Annotated in this window: 9 protein-coding genes; all 9 read right to left on the reverse strand. The window is 45.8% G+C overall.

Going from position 1 to position 18,617, the window contains the following annotated elements; all coding sequences use genetic code 11:
• Positions 1 to 5: 5 nt before the first annotated feature.
• The 9 genes from OGI71_RS05915 to araA all read right to left on the reverse strand — a co-directional run bounded on the left by OGI71_RS05915 (position 6) and on the right by araA (position 18,585).
• Entirely contained in the window at positions 6 to 3,095 is a 3,090-nt protein-coding gene (locus tag OGI71_RS05915) for a TonB-dependent receptor (protein WP_282254455.1), read from the reverse strand.
• A gap of 348 nt (positions 3,096 to 3,443) precedes the next feature.
• Positions 3,444 to 7,460 (reverse strand): hybrid sensor histidine kinase/response regulator transcription factor, encoded by a 4,017-nt coding sequence (locus tag OGI71_RS05920; RefSeq protein ID WP_282254456.1) that lies wholly within the window; start codon positions 7,458 to 7,460, stop codon positions 3,444 to 3,446.
• Positions 7,461 to 7,499: 39 nt separating this feature from the next.
• Positions 7,500 to 9,473, reverse strand: coding sequence for a glycoside hydrolase family 97 protein (locus OGI71_RS05925; RefSeq protein ID WP_282254457.1), 1,974 nt, complete (start codon positions 9,471 to 9,473; stop codon positions 7,500 to 7,502).
• 8 nt (positions 9,474 to 9,481) lie between these two features.
• Complete coding sequence (locus OGI71_RS05930; RefSeq protein ID WP_282254458.1) at positions 9,482 to 10,495, reverse strand: glycoside hydrolase family 43 protein; 1,014 nt, start codon at positions 10,493 to 10,495, stop codon at positions 9,482 to 9,484.
• Between the two features lie 18 nt (positions 10,496 to 10,513).
• The gene (locus OGI71_RS05935; protein WP_282254459.1) at positions 10,514 to 12,478 is read right to left on the reverse strand and encodes an alpha-L-arabinofuranosidase C-terminal domain-containing protein; all 1,965 of its coding nucleotides are present in this window, start codon (positions 12,476 to 12,478) and stop codon (positions 10,514 to 10,516) included.
• A gap of 25 nt (positions 12,479 to 12,503) precedes the next feature.
• The gene (locus tag OGI71_RS05940; protein ID WP_282254460.1) at positions 12,504 to 14,048 is read right to left on the reverse strand and encodes an alpha-L-arabinofuranosidase C-terminal domain-containing protein; all 1,545 of its coding nucleotides are present in this window, start codon (positions 14,046 to 14,048) and stop codon (positions 12,504 to 12,506) included.
• A gap of 10 nt (positions 14,049 to 14,058) precedes the next feature.
• Entirely contained in the window at positions 14,059 to 15,207 is a 1,149-nt protein-coding gene (locus tag OGI71_RS05945) for an aldose epimerase family protein (protein WP_282254461.1), read from the reverse strand.
• Between the two features lie 101 nt (positions 15,208 to 15,308).
• Positions 15,309 to 16,994 carry a sodium/solute symporter gene (locus tag OGI71_RS05950; protein ID WP_282254462.1) on the reverse strand — a complete coding sequence of 562 codons (1,686 nt, stop codon included), beginning with the start codon at positions 16,992 to 16,994 and terminating at the stop codon, positions 15,309 to 15,311.
• Positions 16,995 to 17,082: 88 nt separating this feature from the next.
• Entirely contained in the window at positions 17,083 to 18,585 is a 1,503-nt protein-coding gene (gene araA, locus OGI71_RS05955; RefSeq protein ID WP_282254463.1) for an L-arabinose isomerase, read from the reverse strand.
• Positions 18,586 to 18,617: the final 32 nt, after the last annotated feature.

Below are 18,617 nucleotides of genomic sequence, written 5' to 3' on the forward strand. Positions count from 1 at the left end.
CCTTTTTAGAATTTTAAATTTGCACCTACATTAATAATACGTTGCTGCGGATAGAATTGACCGCTACCGCTATTCCCTTCCGGATCATAATCCTTCACTTTTGTGATGGTTAATAGGTTAAATCCGTTCACATAAAACCGAAGTCCTCCCAGTTTCAATCTCGATAAGACCTCATTTGGCAATGTATACCCTATCTCGACATTTTTTAAACGTAAAAAGGAAGCATTATTCAACCAAAAGGTGCTATTATACAAGCCACCGCTCACAGCCGAAGAGGCGCGTTCAGGTACTTTCGGATAGTTTCCGTTCGGATTATTGACTTCATTAAATCGATTGTCGGCCCAGGTACTATAGAAGTTTCCTACTGTTCCGGATTCCGGAAGCACGTGCTGACTTACTTTAGCCTGCCCAGCAAAAAGAATGGAAATATCTACATTTTTATAAGCGGCATTCAGATTAAAGCCATACGTAATCTGGGGAATATTACCATATTTTGTCCGTATCATATCATCTGCCGTTATCTTACCATCTTGGTTATAGTCCTGATAAATCAAATCCCCGACCTGTGCTCCGGGTGCCTGTGGAACCCCAGCGAGATCCGCTTCGGTCCGGTTTAATCCAATGGCGTTATAGAGCAGATAGGTTCCCAGCGGTCTCGATGTCTGGCGCTGATAATCCAACGTACCGCTGGCCTCATCAATGAAGATAATTTTACTTTTGGCAAAGGTAAAATTACCGGATACTCCCCAGCTGAAATCGCCCGGTTTTTGATACGACAAAGTTCCTTCAAATCCTTCGCTATTCACCTTACCAATATTCTCCGAAGGGACCAGCGGTTTGGAGCTGTTTTCTTTGTATGGATTGACAATACCTGAAGTTGCCGGAATCGACGCATTCCTTTCCGTCAGAATATCCGATCTCTTTTGTTTGAAATAAATGGCCTCTATCGTAAAATTCTTGAGAAATTGTGCATTTAATCCTACATCTAGCTTCTTGGACACCTCCCAAGTAATCGCCGGATTTGCTAATTTTGCCAATTTAACATTGGGTTCTATCTGGCTTTTATCATTTAGAAGCGCGACCAGACCATTTCCTACCAACGTATAATTATCGTAGAATTGGAATCCGTCGACATTATCGTTACCAAGGGTACCATAAGAGGCGCGAAGTTTTAGATCATCTAAAAATCCGATCTTGTCTGCAAACCAGTCTTCTTTGCTGATACGCCACCCGGCGGATATGGAAGGGAAATATCCCCATCGCTTGCCTGAGGGGAAAATGGAAGAACCATCTGCCCTGAGCTGTCCTTCAAACAGGTATTTTTCATTATAATTATAAGCTATCCGGCTAATGATACTCTGTCTCGTATAATTAGAACTATAACCTGAATTAAGATAATCTGTAGCAGCGGATCCACCTTGTGATAATTCAGGCAGCTGGTTGGAGAGATAATTAAAACGCTGCGCGTCAAAATATTCCAAATGCCTTTTACTTTGCTCATATCCCACAAAAGCATTGATTGCGTGAGCACCAAAGGTACGTTCAAAATTCAGTTTTATATTGCTTGTGATCAAGGATTCATTGGTATGCGATTCGGTCAATGTAGCCTTATTGTTATTTCCGCCGACAATAGATTCTTCGTACGTATTTTTTGCCTGGTCATAAGCATTTAACACGTAGGGCACACTGAAGTTTTTGCTAAAATTTGCGGATTTGTCCACCGAAAGAAAACCATCTACGGATAGCCCTTCTACCCAAGGAAGCTGATAGCTTGCTTTGAGTATGCCATTGAAAACCTGTTTGGGATTATTCACGGTCCCACCGATATCCGTGACCATTAAGGCGGGATTGGATCCTTCAATGCCCCGCGTCGGTAAGCCATTTGGATAATATGCGCTTACCGTAGGATACGCTCTATACATGGAGCGAAAAATATCTCCGGCAGATGCGATGGGGAATTTACGGTCTTCCTGTCTTCCCGAGAGAGAGAGTCCGACCTTAAAGCGATCAGTTACATTGGCTTCAAGATTTGTTCTGAAATTATACTGCTTATATTTTGTTACCCCCTTTTGGTATAAGCCATCCTGATAGACCGAACCCAGAGACATAAAATATCGCACATCCTCGGTCCCACCAGCGACAGACAGATTATGCTGACTTTGTATTGCCGCTTTTTTCAAGGTGACATCTGCCCAATCGGTATTAGGGTATAGCAGTGGATCAGATCCGTCTCTAAATTTTTGAATCTGTTCTGCTGAATAAATCTGGTTCATTCCTCCGGAAGAACTATTTCCATAAGCAATTTCGTTCCTTAAAATGGCATAAGTAGCGGCATCAGCCATTTTAGGCAACCGTGTCGGTGAACTGACACCGAGATTTCCGCTATACGTGATCGAAGGTTTACCGCTTTTTCCACGTTTGGTCGTGACTAAAATAACCCCATTTGCTGCCCTGTTACCATAAATTGCCGCTGAAGCATCTTTCAGAACCGAAATACTTTCAATATCGTTTGGATCCAGACGCTCCAGGCCGCCTATTTGTCCGGGTACACCATCTACGACAATCAATACATCATTACTTCCTGTAGTTGCCTGTCCACGCACCGTAATGGATGAACCGTCATAACCGGGCTCACCGCTCCGGTTGTTGATTACCACGCCAGAAAAACGTCCGGCGAGCGAATTGGATAAATTAGGCTGCGGACTTTTCACGATATCTTTCCCTTTCACTTCAGAAATAGAGCCCGTTAACGTCGCTTTTCTTTGTGTACCATACCCCACCACCACAACATCTTCTAGCACACGGTCATCTTTTTCAAGCCGAATTGTCAGATTTGTAGTTTCGTTCAAGGGGACTCTGTAGGTCTTGTAACCAATGTAGGAGACAACAAGCACGCCTTTAGCGGCATTCAGTTCAAATTTCCCCGATTTGTCTGTTGAAGTCCCCTTAGCCCCGCCTTCCATAATCACAGTCGCACCTGCGATAGGCTCGTTGGCCTTATTCAGGACCTGTCCCGAAATTTTCCCCTGGGCGTATAACAATGTTGGCGCAACGCTCAACACCGTATACAAAGAAACAATTTTTAGGTTGTTCATAAATTTCTATACGAATTAAACAGTAAATAATACAATCTGGCGAGAATAGACAGTGAAGATGATAAGCGATGGTTTACATAGGTTACATCAGATGCATTGCTACTTCCTGCGAGATTTATAATTGATTATACTGTCAAACTTAGGGGATTTTAAAGCTTCAGACCGTATACAAATCCGTCAAATACCATATAGTTTTCGGTCAAAAAGCGGCTTTTTAACAAGAATCAGTGTGTTTTTCGTTTCATGACCTCATCTGGTAGCCCTGGTCACGATCGCTTATATCGCGAAGGTCCCACAAGATATTTGTCCAGTAATTAACATCAGAAAGAAGGTAAGATGATGCGCCCCTTAGCTCTTCGCTCCGGACTTTTGATATTCCGAAGGTAGCTGTCCGAACTCTTCTTTAAAGCATTGCCGAAAGTAAATAGCGCTATTGATTCCGACCATAAAAGAAACTTCGGTCACATTGTATGCTCCCGAACGTAACAGCTCAGCGGCTTTATGTATCCGTATTTTACGCACCAGTTGATTGATATTCTTCCCAGTAATACCTTTTAGTTTACGATATAAGGTTGATTGGCTCATATTCATCTTTTCTGCCAGGGTAGTGGCATCTAATACCTCATCTTGCATATGCTGTTCTACGATTGCCACAAAATCCTGAACAAATGCATTTTCACGCCATAACTCATCTTTTTCGGTCTGCCGGTCTTCTACAAAATCCGTTGGCTGATCCAATTTGATTTTCTGTAAAATAGCATTGTTCATGACCTTCTGTTTGCGCAACAGGTTATCAATACGTTTGAGCAATAAGGCTGTACCGATCGGTTTTGTGAGATACGAATCTACTCCGAGGTCATACCCCCGCTGCCTGTCCAGATCCGTATCTTTCGCCGTCAACAGGATTAATGGTATATGGCTTGTCGAACGCTCAGCCTTCAATTTTTCAGCCAGCATAAAACCATCCATATCGGGCATCATAATGTCGCTTATTAGAAGATCGGGTATCCTATTTTGTGCAATTTCCAATCCAACTGCTCCATTTTCAGCAAGCAAAACTTCGTAATTTGAGCATAAGGTATCTCCCAGATAGGCGCGTAAATCAGGATCATCTTCAACCAAAAGGATCAATGGGCGACTTAGGTCCATAGCTATATGATCAGATTCCGCGATCAATTCCACTATTTTTGGGTTATCAACGCCGACTTTGTTTGCTAAAAACCGGACTGATACCGTCGTTCCCGCTCCTTCCATGCTTTTAATCTCGATCTTACCGTGATGGATAGCCGTCAATTCTTTGACCAGGGCCAGACCTATGCCCGTTCCGTGGATTCCCCTGCCGGGAATCTGATAGAACTTATCGAAAATTCGATCCATTTGGTCCGCCGGAATCCCGCGCCCCGTGTCTTCAATGGATAATACTGCCCAATGGGTTAAATTTGATTGTTCGTACTTAAGACCCAGCCTAATATGGCCCGAATCGGTATATTTATAGGCGTTAGAAAGCAAATTATCTACAATCAACTGTATGATCTCTGCATCAAATAAAGTACGGTAATCTGTTTCGGGCAAATTTGCACATATCTCAACGTTTGGTTTGTTATTTAAGGTTCGATACTTATCCACGATATCGGTAAGCATATCACTCAAGGTCCCCGCTTCAAGTACAAGCGGTTTAAACTGCGATTCGACCTTCCTGAACTCCAGAAGCTGGTTAACCAATGTAAAAAGCCTATTGGCACTTTTTTGAATCGTATGGACTAATCCCTTGTTTCTGGGAGATAATTGCTCATCGTGAGACAAATCGTCGAGAGGCCCTAATATGAGTGTTAACGGCGTGCGCAGTTCATGCGTGATATGGGTATAGAAATTCATGCGCTCGCTATGCAACTGTTCATCCTGAAGGTGCTGTCGCTCTTTGAGTCTCAGTTCGGACTCGGCCTTTATTCTTTTGACGTAAAAGAAAATAAGGGTATAAATGACCAGCAAAAAGATCAGAAAATAAGTAACCTTTGCGGGCAGACTCAGATAAAAAGGTGGTTTGATCTTAATCAGTAAACGTTTAAAGGACTGAGACCATTGCCCATTTTTCATGCGTGTGCGAATCAACAGTTCATGATCTCCATAGGGGACATTCCGAAAATCAAGATTAGTTTCGTTGCCCAGAAAAATCCAGTCGTTATTAAGCCCCTGAAGCCGATATCCAAACTCGACCAATCCATCTAGCGCATAGTCCATGACCGCAAGCTCAATACGAAAGCTATTCTCGTTATGATCAAGCCTGATCTCATCGGATGATGTAAGATATTTGTCTTCCTGTGCATTCGATTCGCCGGAGCGGAAAACAATAAATCGGCTCAGCCGAATCGGAGATTTTGGTAGTTTAGAGGGGATTTCATTCGGATCAAAATAACATATGCCGTCTTGCATCCCGAAATACAGGCGTCCTGCCAGATCCCGCCCTACACTTCCATTTATAAAACCTCCCAGTGGCAGGCCGAATGACTGATCGTATTGCAAAAAGCGTTTTTCCTTGGGTAAAAAGCGTAGCATTCCCGACTTGGTCGAACACCAGATATGCCCATTTTGATCTTCCGAAAGGCCATTGACAAACAGCCAGGCATCGTCTCCCGGAGGCATTAAAATTGTTAATTCACCAATTCCTCGTTGCGCTTCCTGCAAAGCTATTCCCTGATTTGTCGCAATCCAGATATTATTATTTTTATCACATAGCAAATGATTGACGGTATTATTGCGCAATCCATTGCCGCTATCCATTTTCCGAATCAGCTGTCGATTACCATTATACACATAGAGCCCCTGTCCATAGGTTCCTACCCACATATTATCCTGCCCGTCCTCGACAAGCGCTCGAGGAGCATAGTCTCCCAGCATCGGATCGTTGATCAGTAATTTTTGTACACTATGATTTTGCGGGTCATAGATAAACAGGCCTTGGTATGCAGCAATCCAGATGGCACCACGGCGATCTTCATAAATCGCGCGAACCTCCGACACTGGCTCTCCAAGATCTATCGTATGCCATGTTGTGGATCCGGCATAGCAAACTGCAACACCGCCTTTTCGTAAACCTAACCAGACATGCTGGTTATGATCCTTAAATGCAGCCAATATAAAATCATCAGGACTGCCGTTCTTTTGTGTCATCCATTTGAGTAATCTGCCATTTTTGCCCATCTCTACGATTCCGGAGCCTTCGGTCGTCAACCAGACTGCGTCTGCACTTCGGACAATAATATTGCTCACTGTTGCTAGCTGATCCGCCAATAAAGCTTTTGTCGGGAAAACATTAAAAAAAGGTTTGATATGGCTGATCACCCCCACACCACCGCCATATAGCGCGAGCCAGACATTCCCAAATTTGTCCGGTGTAATATGCTGGACCATTGAATTATTTCCCTTTCCCAGGTCAAAAAGCTGTATTTGCCTGACTCCTTCGACCCTTTTGTCATATCCATAGTCCGGTTGTATTACAAAAAGCTGAGACGATTCTGCTCCTATCCAAAGCTTGCCCCCAAATTCTTTAATTGCATAAATAAAGGGTTCATTTCCATTTTTTGACGACGCAGACAAAGATATATGCTTTAGCTGACCACTCGAGGTATGGTAGACGGCAAGCCCTTTCCGGGTGCCGATCCAAATATTCTCATATTGATCACAAAACAAAACTTTAACCTCGTTATCAGGCAATTCAGCTCCGGAATTTTGGTAAGTCAAATGTTTTAAAGATCGGCGTACCGGATCCAAGATCGTCATTCCTTCTTTGACATGGCCCACATAGAGCATTCCTTTCCGGTCTTCGGCCAAGGACCATATACTGTTTTCCGGTAAACCCGGTAAGTTGCTTCTATTGAAGTGTTGAAATTCTTTTCTGACCGGATCGAAATGCTGAATCCCCTGATGATAAGTCGCTAGCCATAGACCGCCATCCCCGGCACGGATCATATCCGTAATATCATTTGTAGCAATGGATTTTGGATCAGCCGGATCGTGCACATAATAGCTGAATTTATTTGTCGTTAAATCAAGGACATTCAGACCATCAGCGCGTGTGCCGATATACAGCTTCTTATTGTCATGGAGCAGCGTATTGATCTCGTTGCTATTGACGGTGTGCCCATCTTTCTTTTTAGAAGCATAGTAAGGCTTGAATGACTTGCCAGCAAATCGGTTTAATCCAAGTTCTGTCGCAACCCACATGAAGCCCTCGTCGTCATGTACAATATCCAGCACCTGCTGGTTTGTCAGACCTTCGGGCAGCGAAAAAAAATGAGTCCGATTCACTTGTCCAGATACTGTTAGGCATTGCCATATTAAGATGAGAACTATCAACAATTTCTTCATGGGACAACAAAAAAAGGCAAAAAAAAGAGAAATAAAAAACTATTTTCCGTACAATAAGGCCCCACCGCCCGATTGTAAGGTCAATCTGACTGTTTTCTCGCGACTTAGGCGTATCGTTTTCTGCTCCGACCCGCGCGACTTATTATCCCCGATGTATTGCACAACTTTTTCAGAAAGCATCGGCAGAGCCACCTCAATAGTCTTTTCCTTCCCTTCGGCATTCACTGCAGCGATATACCACTGCTCTTTTTTGCGTCTCGCCAGCACCACATATTTTCCGGGATAACCATCCACAAACCGCGTCTCATCCCAAACAGTGGGAACCTGCTTCATAAAGTCTATGACATGCGTGGGCATATCCAGTAGATTGTTGGGTGTCAACCCAAAATTTTGTACCGGAGTCTGGAACAACACCGCCGTTGCCAGCTGAAATGTTTCCGTAGTCTTACGGATTGTCCCGCCATTGTTTTCACGATTATGCCGTTTGTTGAGCAGCACAGGGCCAAAATCCATTGCCCCTACAGCATTGCGTATAAAGGGGTGCAAAGTCGCATTGAAAGCTTCGTTATCGTTGGCATCCTGTGTAAAGATGAGGTTCTCAGAGGCCAATACCGCTTCACTTCCCACGAAGTTAGGATACATGCGTTCCCAACCACGGGGCAAGGTACATCCATGGAAGATCACGGTCAGCCCATACTCATTTGCATCAGCAAGAATATCTTCATACAGCTGCAATGTTTGCTGTTTGTCACCACCAAAAAAATCGACTTTTATTCCCTTGATTCCAATGGACTGCATCCAGGCCATTTCCTTTTTACGCGCGATGGCCGTATTCATCCGATTTTTAGGCGTCTGTGGTGCGTCGTTCCAATACCCGTTGGAGTTGTACCAAAGGCAGAGCCCCACCGCTTTCTTTTGGCCATAGGCCACAAGCTCTTCGATTTTATGGTGCCCGATCTGCTTGTCCCACCAATTGTCCACCAGGACAAATTCGTAACCCAAAGCAGCGGAAAGGTCGATAAATTTCTTCTGATCTTCGAAATTGATACTTCCGTCCTGCCACTCCAGCCAGCTCCAGGTGGCGCGTCCAAAGGTATAAGGCTTACTTGCGGCGTACTGTGGTTCGACCACATCAAAAGGAACCGTGGTTTCCACAATAGGTTTTAACGTATTGCCCACAGTGATTGTGCGCCATGGTGTAAAGCCCGGTAGCACCAGCGTTGGCCCCCGGTCGCCAATGCCATTATTTTCACCTTGCTCGGGAAAGGCAATTTTATAAAAACCCGATTTTGTGCCTTCGCTGAGCTTGGTGCCACAGTAACTGCCATTCGATCCAGTTTCCGAAAGTAGTACCCAACCCCGGGAACCGACATGAAACAGCGCCGGAAAAGTGTAACCAACGCCATATTGCGAAGGTACGCCCATCGCCTGATCCGGTACATAAGCTTCTTCATAGCTCGGTTTTGTTTTCTTCCAGCCGATCATCGGTGTAGCCTGCGCGGTCAGAAAGGTGGTGGTTGAAGCGGGAAATTTAAAGCCGCTCATTTCTTCCTCGACCCGAAAATTTGCAGGCTCACCCTCCTGCGGAATACCATAGCGGAATGCAATATCATTATTGCTGACCCTAAAAATCACTACAAGCCGCTGTTTTAAGTTATTCTCCAATGTACACAGCAGTTCATTTGCCTGATAATGTACTAGCCTACGTTTGATTTTAGGTTCCTCATAGGTTTGGTCAATTGCCCGGCTGTCCGAGGCCAGCAAATGCAGATTACTGGCAAGATCCACCTTGTCGCCCCGCAAGCCCAAAGGCGATCGTTCTAACATCTCCTGCCCTGCCAGGTTCACGCGATAATAAAGCTTGCCCTCCACTAACGATAAGTTGACCTCCAATTTTCCGTCCGGTCCGGCTACCCGTAGTTCTTGTGCACGCAAGCCTGAAAACAGTAGCATTAACAATGCGCCAAGAGCGATTCGTTTTTTTACGGTCAATAAATACATCTTATATTTCATACACATCATCAATCCATTTCATTAAAAGGTCCTTCGCTTGTCATATTGATCCGTTTTATGGTACCATCGGCACGATATTCCAGGGTGTCAATACAGATCGATCGGCTATAGCTCCCTCCATCCGTATTGATGCCCCCATTATGGTAGATAAAATACCATTGATCCTTAAAGTTGACAATGGCCTGGTGGTTCGTATTGCTATTTCCGGCAATCTCGTTTAACAGGCCTTTGTAGGTATATGGTCCTGCGATATGGTCAGCCATGGCATAAGCAATTTTCTCGGGGAATCCCGTTGCATAACTCAGGTAGTATTTACCTTGATATTGATGCAGCCAAGGCGCTTCGGTAAATTCTAAGCCATCGAACTTAAGCTGTTTGACCTCTCCGTCAATTTCCAGCATATTATCTTTCAGTTTGGCATAATAACATTCGCGATTGCCCCAGAATATCCAGGCCTGCCCGTCATTGTCTATATGTACTGCGGGATCAATGCAGGCCCAGGCATGGGTGGAGGCAAAACAATCCTTGTTGGTCAGGAGCGGTTTCCCCAGTGCATCCCGGTAAGGTCCTTCAGGCCGGTCGGCCATAGCAACGCCGATGCCCGACCAATTGGTACTGATGTACCAGTAATATTTACCGTTACGCTCCACGGCATGCCCAGCAAAAGCATCGCCACTTTTGGCCCAGGCGAAATCCGAAATTTTCATGGGTACAGGGTATTCAACCCAATTTTTCATATCCGTAGTTGAGTATACCAACCAATCTTTCATCTTATAGCCTTTCTGCCCACCCGCCAAGTCATGCCCTGCAAAAAGCCACAGTGTATCACCTTTGACCAGCGCCGCGGGATCAGCGGTATAATGATGCTTGATGATGGGGTTTCCCTGCGCCACAAAGTGATACCTCTCCCCCGGTTCCAGTTTTTTCCCGACAGGCAAGGATTCAGTCGTAGCAGTTTGCGCGGTGGCTGTTATTGTCGCAGCCACCAGCAAGGGAATAAGCAGAGTAACAATATCTTTCATGGGTTTATAAACTAGCTACTATTTGGTTTGAAGTTTAATCAGGGTAAATGAATATGGAGCGAGACTATCTGTAAGTGTCTTGCCCTTAAACCTAATATCTGTTTGCTTTGGCTGTATATTCAGTGGCTCCTCTATGCTGTTGCTGACATTCAGATCCTTGCTGGCGAGGCTGATTTTCTGGGCAACCTGTGCAAATTTTCTGTCGGTCGCAATGGCAAAACGCAAAGGCATCGGCTTGCTATTGTAATTGATTATTTTGATCAGCAGTTCCTTTGTATTTTGGTCGTATACCGCAGAAGCGTACAAACTATCCCTTCCGGCAACCGGCTGGCCATCCCTATTGACCGAAATAATATCCGAACCTTTATGCGTAGAATATAATTTCTGCACCTGATAGCTAGGTGTTCCGTAAACCTGAAGATTATCCACCCAGATCAAATCCGGTGACCATTGCCAGCCATCCACATGTCCGAATAAGGGCGCATAAGATGCCATCTCAACAACATCGCCGTTGCGTTCAAGGCCAGTCATAAATGCCGCTTCGGAAAGCGCAGCCTCCCAGGTGCTTTTTCCGGGACCATTGGGTCTTGTGGTATGTGAGGCATATTCACCTGCGAAAATCTTAGCACCCTTGCGATCATAATTGTCATAACGGCTGGCACTGGACAGGAACCAGGATGGTGGTCGGTAGTAATGTTCATCGATGATGTCAATATTCATCGCCCGCAGCTTGTCGTCAAGAAATTCAAAACGCTCACCTTCAGGATCCGTCCCTGAACTTGCTATAATCGCGATTTCGGGATGCTTTGCATTTAACGCTTTCTTGAAGACTGCTAGCCGTTCAATATATTGAGGACCCCAGTTTTCGTTGCCTACACCGATCATCTTGAGCTTAAACGGTTGGGGATGGCCCATATCCGCACGTAGTTTACCCCATTTGGTCGCTGTTGATCCATTTGCAAATTCAATCAGATCCAGCGCATCCTGTACATATTCGTCGAGTTGGTCCATCGGCACCAGTTCGCCACTGTTGAACTGACAGGCCATGCCGCAATTGAGAATCGGAACCGGGGCCGCACCAATATCTTCAGCCAATAAGAAATACTCATAAAATCCAAGTCCAAATGTCTGAAAATAGTCCGGCGTCAAACGGTGGCTAAATTCCGTGTTCCAGCGATTGATGATCAATTCGCGTTCATCAATTGGACCCACGGTTTTTTTCCACTGGAACCTGTTGGCCAGATCCCTTCCCTCGACAATACAGCCGCCGGGGAAGCGGATAAACCCAGGCTTCATATCCGCTAGCATCTGTACCATATCTTTACGCAGTCCCTTCGGCCGCCCCTTCCAGGTATCGAGTGGAAATAGCGATAGCATATCGACATCTACCGTCCCCTCACCCGTAAACCATATCTTCAGTTTTGCTTTACCCGTCGTGGCCGTAGCCTGCAGTCTCAGTGCAGTCTCGGTCCATGCTGCTGTCGCATGCAAGGGCCTTTGCGCTTCAGCGATCAGCTGGTCGCCTTCGTCCAGCAATGCCACATGGATATTCATGGTGGAGCTATTGCTTCTATGCTGCAGACTGAATTCATACGTAGCACCCGCCTTGATGCCCATGCCCCGAAAGCCTTCATTTTGTAAACCCAGCTTGCTGGCAGCACTATTCGTTAATCTTATATACCGCTTATTGCCTTTGCGTTGCTGATCATTAAGCAAGAGGTAAGCCCCCTCAGTAGAAGCATGTTCCAGTTTTATCCAGCCCATCCAGGGGTTGTCAAATTCAAAGGATCTATTTTTGACCAGCTCGGCATAGATCCCACCATCCGCCCCCAGGTTGATATCTTCAAAAAACACACCCCACATATGCGGTGATATCTTGCCGTTGGGTTTATCCAGTTGTATATTCAATTCAACCGGCAACTGTGCGCTTGCCGAAGCCGCCAGGCCCGTTACCAAGAGCAACATTGAAATCTTTTTTTTCATCCGTTTCATTTGATTCATTGCAATTTTAATTAAGCTCCAATACAATCACGGAAAATGCCGGGATCTCTATATCTACAAGCCCATTTTGAACCTTCGCCTTGTTATAGGCCGTGGGTACAATTTTTGTTGGCACCTTGAATGAGTTGTAATCCTGCAGCTTGTCTGCGTGCAAGATTCTTCCGGTGACTTTCGAAGCTTTTAGTTCGCCCAGGTCCACACGAATCCGGTTTGCTTTTTTAGGATCAATATTCACGAGGGAAATATGTACGCGCCCTTGTGCATCCTGTGATGCCGACGCAGATACCGCCGGAATTTTCTCGTCGTTAAATTCAAAATCTGTCGATTGCAATGTAATCGGGATCAATTTCGCATCCTGATGCACCTTATACATCTCCATGACATGATAAGTCGGTGTCAGCACCATGCTTTTACCTTCTGTCAAGATCACAGCCTGCAATACATTGACCGCTTGAGCGAGGTTTGCCATTTTCACACGTCGGGCGTGATTATTGAAAATATTGAGGGTCATTCCTGCAATCATGGCATCGCGCATGGTATTTTGTTGATACAGAAAGCCCGGATTTGTCCCCGGTTCGACTTCATACCAGCCACCCCATTCATCCACGATCAGATCAATATTTCCTTTGGGATCATATTTGTCCATGATGGCCATATTCTTCTCGACCAGTTCATTCATAAACCAGGCGGACTTCATGGTTTTAAAATATTCCGCTTCCGAAAAATCTGTTGCTGAACCTTTTTTGTCCCAATTGATCACCGCATAATGATGCAGCCCCATCCCTTTCATCAAGCTACCGGGAATATTTTTAAGGAGCGTTTCCGTCCAGTTATAATCCGCACTGTTTGCACCCGAGGCAATTCGGTACAAACCGCCGCCATTGGTCCAGTCCGACATAAAGGTGGCATACTTGCGGTAGATATCCGTATAGTAATCCACGGTCATATTACCACCGCAGCCCCATGATTCATTTCCTACCCCCCAGAATTTCACCTTCCAGGGTTCTTGGCGCCCATTCTTGCGCCGCCAGTCCGACATGGGACTTTTGCCAGCAAAATTTACATATTGCACCCAGTCGGCAAGCTCCTGCACCTCGCCGCTGCCCACATTTCCGGCCAGATACGGTTCAGCCCCGAGCAGCTCGCACATGTTCAGAAAATCATGGGTGCCAAATGAATTGTCCTCGGTCACGCCACCCCACCAATTATTCACCATGGTAGGACGCTGCGCCTTAGGACCGATTCCATCTTTCCAATGGTACGTATCCGCAAAACAGCCACCGGGCCAACGCAAGTTGGGGATATTCAGGTTCTTGAGGGCCTGGATGACATCCGTCCGTACGCCATTGGCATGCGGAATCGAATCATTCTTTTCCCCCACATAAAATCCATCGTAAATACAGCGTCCCAGGTGTTCGGCAAAATGGCCGTAAATATGTCTGCTGATCGTGAATTCCTGCGCCGAACGTTCCAGCTTCATGCTACTCTGCCCATGGATCACTCCACTGATCAGCATAAAAGCAATTCCTAGTTTTAAATTTAGTTTCATCATAAAGAGAATATTATTTCACCGTAAAACGATATGCTGTTTTCGAACTATACTTTTCGCCGGGTTTTAATACCGTTGATGCGAAATTGGGGTGGTTTGGCGCATCCGGAAAATGCTGCGTTTCGAGGCAGAAAGCCGAGCGGAAAGGATAGCTTTTTCCAGCTTTTCCCTTCGGATCATCCGCCGCCATAAAATTGCCGCTGTAGAACTGAAGCCCCGGTTCGGTCGTGAAAATCTCCATTTGAATACCCGTTTTAGGAGCGTACACACTGGCAACTTTCTCAAAGCCCGTTTTCTTATCGAGCTCAAAATTATGGTCATAGCCCTTTCCGATCTTCAGCTGCGCGTTCTCATCTTCAATATGGGCACCCACGAGCCGTGGTTTTGTAAAATCAAATGCCGTACCTGACACAGGCAAGCTTTTTCCTGTTGGAATCAGCGTGTTGTCCACTTCAGTGATCGCTTTAGCATCAATCTGCAGCTCATGATCCAATATAGAAGGATCACCGGCACCATTGAGGTTAAAATAAGCGTGATTGGTCAGATTTAAAACAGTTTCTTTATCCGTCGTTGCCTGATAGGCGATGTCCAGACCACCGTTTTCTTCCAGTGTATAAGTGACTTGCATCTTGACCGTCCCTGGATATCCAGCCTCCTGATCTGGAGATGTATACGCTAAGGTAATTGAAGTATCGGTATTGCTGACCACATCCCACACTTTGTTGTATACCCCATTGGTGCCACCGTGAAGAGATTGCTCACCATCATTTTTTTCCAGCGAATAAGACGTACCGTTCAGTGTAAAAGTAGCTTTACCGATACGGTTACCATAACGCCCGACTATCGCGCCGTAAAAATTATCCGCGTTGTCCTTATATTCTTTCGCCGAATCGTAACCCAAAATCACGTCAGTCATTTCTCCATTCTTTTCGGGAACGCTAAGACTAACCAAACGTGCGCCATAATTTGTTAGCGTCAGGGCTAGTTTATTGTTTTTCAAGAGGAATAAACGGACATCCTTTCCATCTATCCGGCTATCAAAAGCAGGGCTTGCGGCGGTATCTAGCCCAGCATGCTGCGGATTATTTTTTGTTGTATTGGATTGGCACCCGTAGGTTAATAAAGCGCAGGCTAGCAAGCCAATAATCATTTTATCTTTCATCAATTATTCAGGTCTTTATTCCATCTTTCCGATGGATTTTCTCCTCGTCAACCCAGGAGAAGATGTATAAATGGGTTAATTATTCAACAGTATACCTTATCCTACCAAAAACGAACATAAATTGCGGTTACCATCAGTAGCGTTACCACGATCAGCGCAAGTACCGATGGCTCCACTTTAAACATTGACCGATCCAAGGCAAATGCTTTTGGATTGATTTTCGGGCCGAATAAACTGACGCCGATCATGGCCAACATGGTAAAGGCAAATGCCAGTCCCATACAGATCTGGAAAGGGATCTCATAAATGCCCGCTTTATTTGGGTAAGCCGTATAGATCCATGTTTCGGGACCAAATACCTTCGTTGCGAACTCATTAAAAAATACCGACAGGGCGAAACCCAAGATCAGGCCGGTGATCGCCGCTGCACCAGTCGTTCTTTTCCAGAACATCCCCAGTAAAAACATCGCGAAAACGCCGGGACTGATAAATCCCGTGTACTTTTGGATAAATGTAAATCCACCGGCGCCCCCTATTCCCAGGCTGTCATTCCAGGTAAATAATACCGAAAGTAAAATCGAAACAACGATCGTGATTTTGCCCACCCACACCATCTTTGTTTCGCTGGCATCCTTGCGGATGTATTTCTTATAGATGTCGAGGGTAAAGATCGTTGCGATGCTGTTTGCCTTTCCCGCCAATCCAGCTACAATGGCTGCTGTAAGGGCGGCCAGGGCAAGCCCCTTCATTCCATTGGGCAGGTAGCCCAATATCGCTGAATACGCATTATCTGCATGGAATACACCGCCGGGAGCCATCTCCTGCTGCAAGGCCCCATTTTTATAGAGGACATAAGCGGCAATCCCTGGGAGCATCACAATGATGGGCATGAACAGCTTGAGAAAACCCGCGAAAAGGATTCCCGTGCGCGCGGTCTTTAGATCGGCACCCAAGGCCCGTTGCGTGATATACTGATTGCAGCCCCAGTAATTGAGGTTGACGATCCATATCCCTGCCAAGTACATTCCTACTCCCGGCAGCATCAGATACTTATTGATTTCCTCCTGACTGGCCCCGGCTCCCGGTTTGTCCACAAACAGGTTAAAATGATCCGGAGCGTCTTCCATCAGCTTATTAAATCCAGCAAGCACATCCTTACCCAATCCAAAATGCTCGCTCACCAGGGTCAGCGCGACATAAGTCGTCGCGATACCACCGACAATCAATACCACCACCTGGATGACATCGGTAAAGCCAATAACACGCATTCCGCCAAGCGTAATGATGACAGCAAATACGGCGAGGGCAACGGTGATGGTATGGAAACTGTCCCCACCACCGGCCATGCTCGAAATTGCTATGGCACCCAGATATAAAATCGATGTGAGATTGACAAATACATATAAAAACAGCCAGAAAATAGCCATGATCAAGCTGGTCGTCTCGTTGTAGCGATTATTTAAAAATTGAGGCATCGTGAATATCTTGTTTTTCAGATACACTGGTATAAACCACACCGCCACAATGATGAGTGCGACTGCAGCGATCAATTCATAGGCCGCCACAGCAATGCCCACTTCAAATCCATTACCACTCATACCAATAAACTGTTCCGCTGAAATATTCGATGCAATCAAGGAGGAACCGATTGCCCACCAGGTCAATGAACCTTCGGCCAAAAAATAATCCTTGCTACTGCTTAAGCTATTGTTTTTTTGACGATAGATATAATACCCATATCCCGCCACAATGAAGAAGTAAACCACGAAGATAACGTAGTCTACCATTGCAAATTTTTCCATATTTTCCCTAATTGGTTGTATTGCTAAGCGACCTTCGGATAGCATTCAGCTACCCGAAGGTCACTAGTCTGTATTATTTACCAAGTAAATAATACAGGTCATTCCATTTCAATTGATTTTCGAGTTTGGCCACCGTGGTATCCTCGTCGATCAGTACATACTCTATTCCGGCCATCCGGGCAAAATCTTGCAGGTATTCCGGTGTTAAGCATAAGCTATAAGCCGTATGATGCGCTCCACCGGCAAGGATCCAGGCACTGCAGCCCGTCTTCATATCCGGAAGAGGCTTCCACAGCACACGTGCAACGGGAAGATTTGGCAGTTCGGCCTGCACCTCAACACCCAATACCTTATTGACGATCAAACGGAAATGTGTTCCCATATCCACAAGCGAGGCATTCAATGCATCGCCAGATTGGCCATTGAAAACCAGCCGTGCAGGATCTGCTTTGCCACCGATCCCCAATGGGTGAACCTCAATACGTGGTTTTCCGACAGCCAGTGCAGGGTCTACCTCCAGCATGTGCGATCCCAACACCATGGCATCCTGCGGGTCAAAATGATAGGTGTAATCCTCCATAAAGGCGGTGGTTCCAGCCAAACCCGCTCCCATCACCTTACATGCCCTGACCAATGCCGGCGTCTTCCAGTCCCCTTCACCTGCAAAACCGTAACCTTCAGCCATCAGGCGCTGTACCGCCAGTCCCGGCAGCTGAACCATCCCGTGCAGATCCTCAAACGTATCCGTAAAGCCCTTAAAGTTTCCCTGTTTCAAAAACTTCCGCAGCCCCACCTCAATCTTAGCCGCTTCGACCAGATTATCATGGAATTCAGCACCCGCCTTCACATTATCCGCCAGTTCATAATTGGCCTCATACTCCGCCAGCAAAGCATTGATTTCATCGGCCGTGCTGGCGTTGATAACCTCGACCAGATCGCCGACGGCATAGGTATTGACCGAAAAACCAAATTGTGTTTCGGCTTCAACCTTGTCGCCATCCGTCACCGCGACGTAGCGCATATTATCTCCGAAGCGTGCAAATTTGGCTCCCTGCCAATCATGCCAACCCGCTGCCGCCCGGCACCAGACATTGATCCGCTGGAGCACTTCGGTATCCTGCCAATGCCCTGTGACGACTTTCCGTCCTATTTTGAGGCGGCTGACGATATGTCCAAATTCACGGTCACCATGTGCACTCTGATTTAAATTCATAAAATCCATATCAATGCCACTCCATGGAATGTCGCGGTTGTACTGTGTATGGAGATGTAGCAACGGCTTTTGCAATGCCTTTAAACCCCGTATCCACATTTTCGCCGGGGAAAATGTATGCATCCAGGTGATGATACCGATACAATTTGCGGTGCTATTTGCAGCCGTTAGCGTCGCATAGATTTCATCCGTATTTTTTACGATCGGTTTATACTTCACCGTTACTGGAATCAGGGTCTGGGCATTCAGATAATGTGCAATTTCTTCCGCATGTGCTGCGACCTGTTTCAATGTTTCTTCACCGTATAGATCCTGGCTGCCAACGACAAACCAGACCTCGAGTTCTTTTAAATTGATATTCATTTTTCAATATTAGTTTCGTTATAGATTTTGTC

The sequence above is a fragment of the Sphingobacterium sp. ML3W genome, from assembly GCF_029542085.1.
Taxonomy (GTDB): domain Bacteria; phylum Bacteroidota; class Bacteroidia; order Sphingobacteriales; family Sphingobacteriaceae; genus Sphingobacterium.

What these genes read in the sequence shown, in the direction of transcription:
- OGI71_RS05915 (WP_282254455.1), bottom strand. Translation starts at nt 3,095, where the DNA reads ATGAACAACCTAAAAATTGTTTCTTTGTATACGGTGTTGAGCGTTGCG.
- OGI71_RS05920 (WP_282254456.1), bottom strand. Translation starts at nt 7,460, where the DNA reads ATGAAGAAATTGTTGATAGTTCTCATCTTAATATGGCAATGCCTAACA.
- OGI71_RS05925 (WP_282254457.1), bottom strand. Translation starts at nt 9,473, where the DNA reads ATGAAATATAAGATGTATTTATTGACCGTAAAAAAACGAATCGCTCTT.
- OGI71_RS05930 (WP_282254458.1), bottom strand. Translation starts at nt 10,495, where the DNA reads ATGAAAGATATTGTTACTCTGCTTATTCCCTTGCTGGTGGCTGCGACA.
- OGI71_RS05935 (WP_282254459.1), bottom strand. Translation starts at nt 12,478, where the DNA reads ATGAAAAAAAAGATTTCAATGTTGCTCTTGGTAACGGGCCTGGCGGCT.
- OGI71_RS05940 (WP_282254460.1), bottom strand. Translation starts at nt 14,048, where the DNA reads ATGATGAAACTAAATTTAAAACTAGGAATTGCTTTTATGCTGATCAGT.
- OGI71_RS05945 (WP_282254461.1), bottom strand. Translation starts at nt 15,207, where the DNA reads ATGAAAGATAAAATGATTATTGGCTTGCTAGCCTGCGCTTTATTAACC.
- OGI71_RS05950 (WP_282254462.1), bottom strand. Translation starts at nt 16,994, where the DNA reads ATGGTAGACTACGTTATCTTCGTGGTTTACTTCTTCATTGTGGCGGGA.
- araA (WP_282254463.1), bottom strand. Translation starts at nt 18,585, where the DNA reads ATGAATATCAATTTAAAAGAACTCGAGGTCTGGTTTGTCGTTGGCAGC.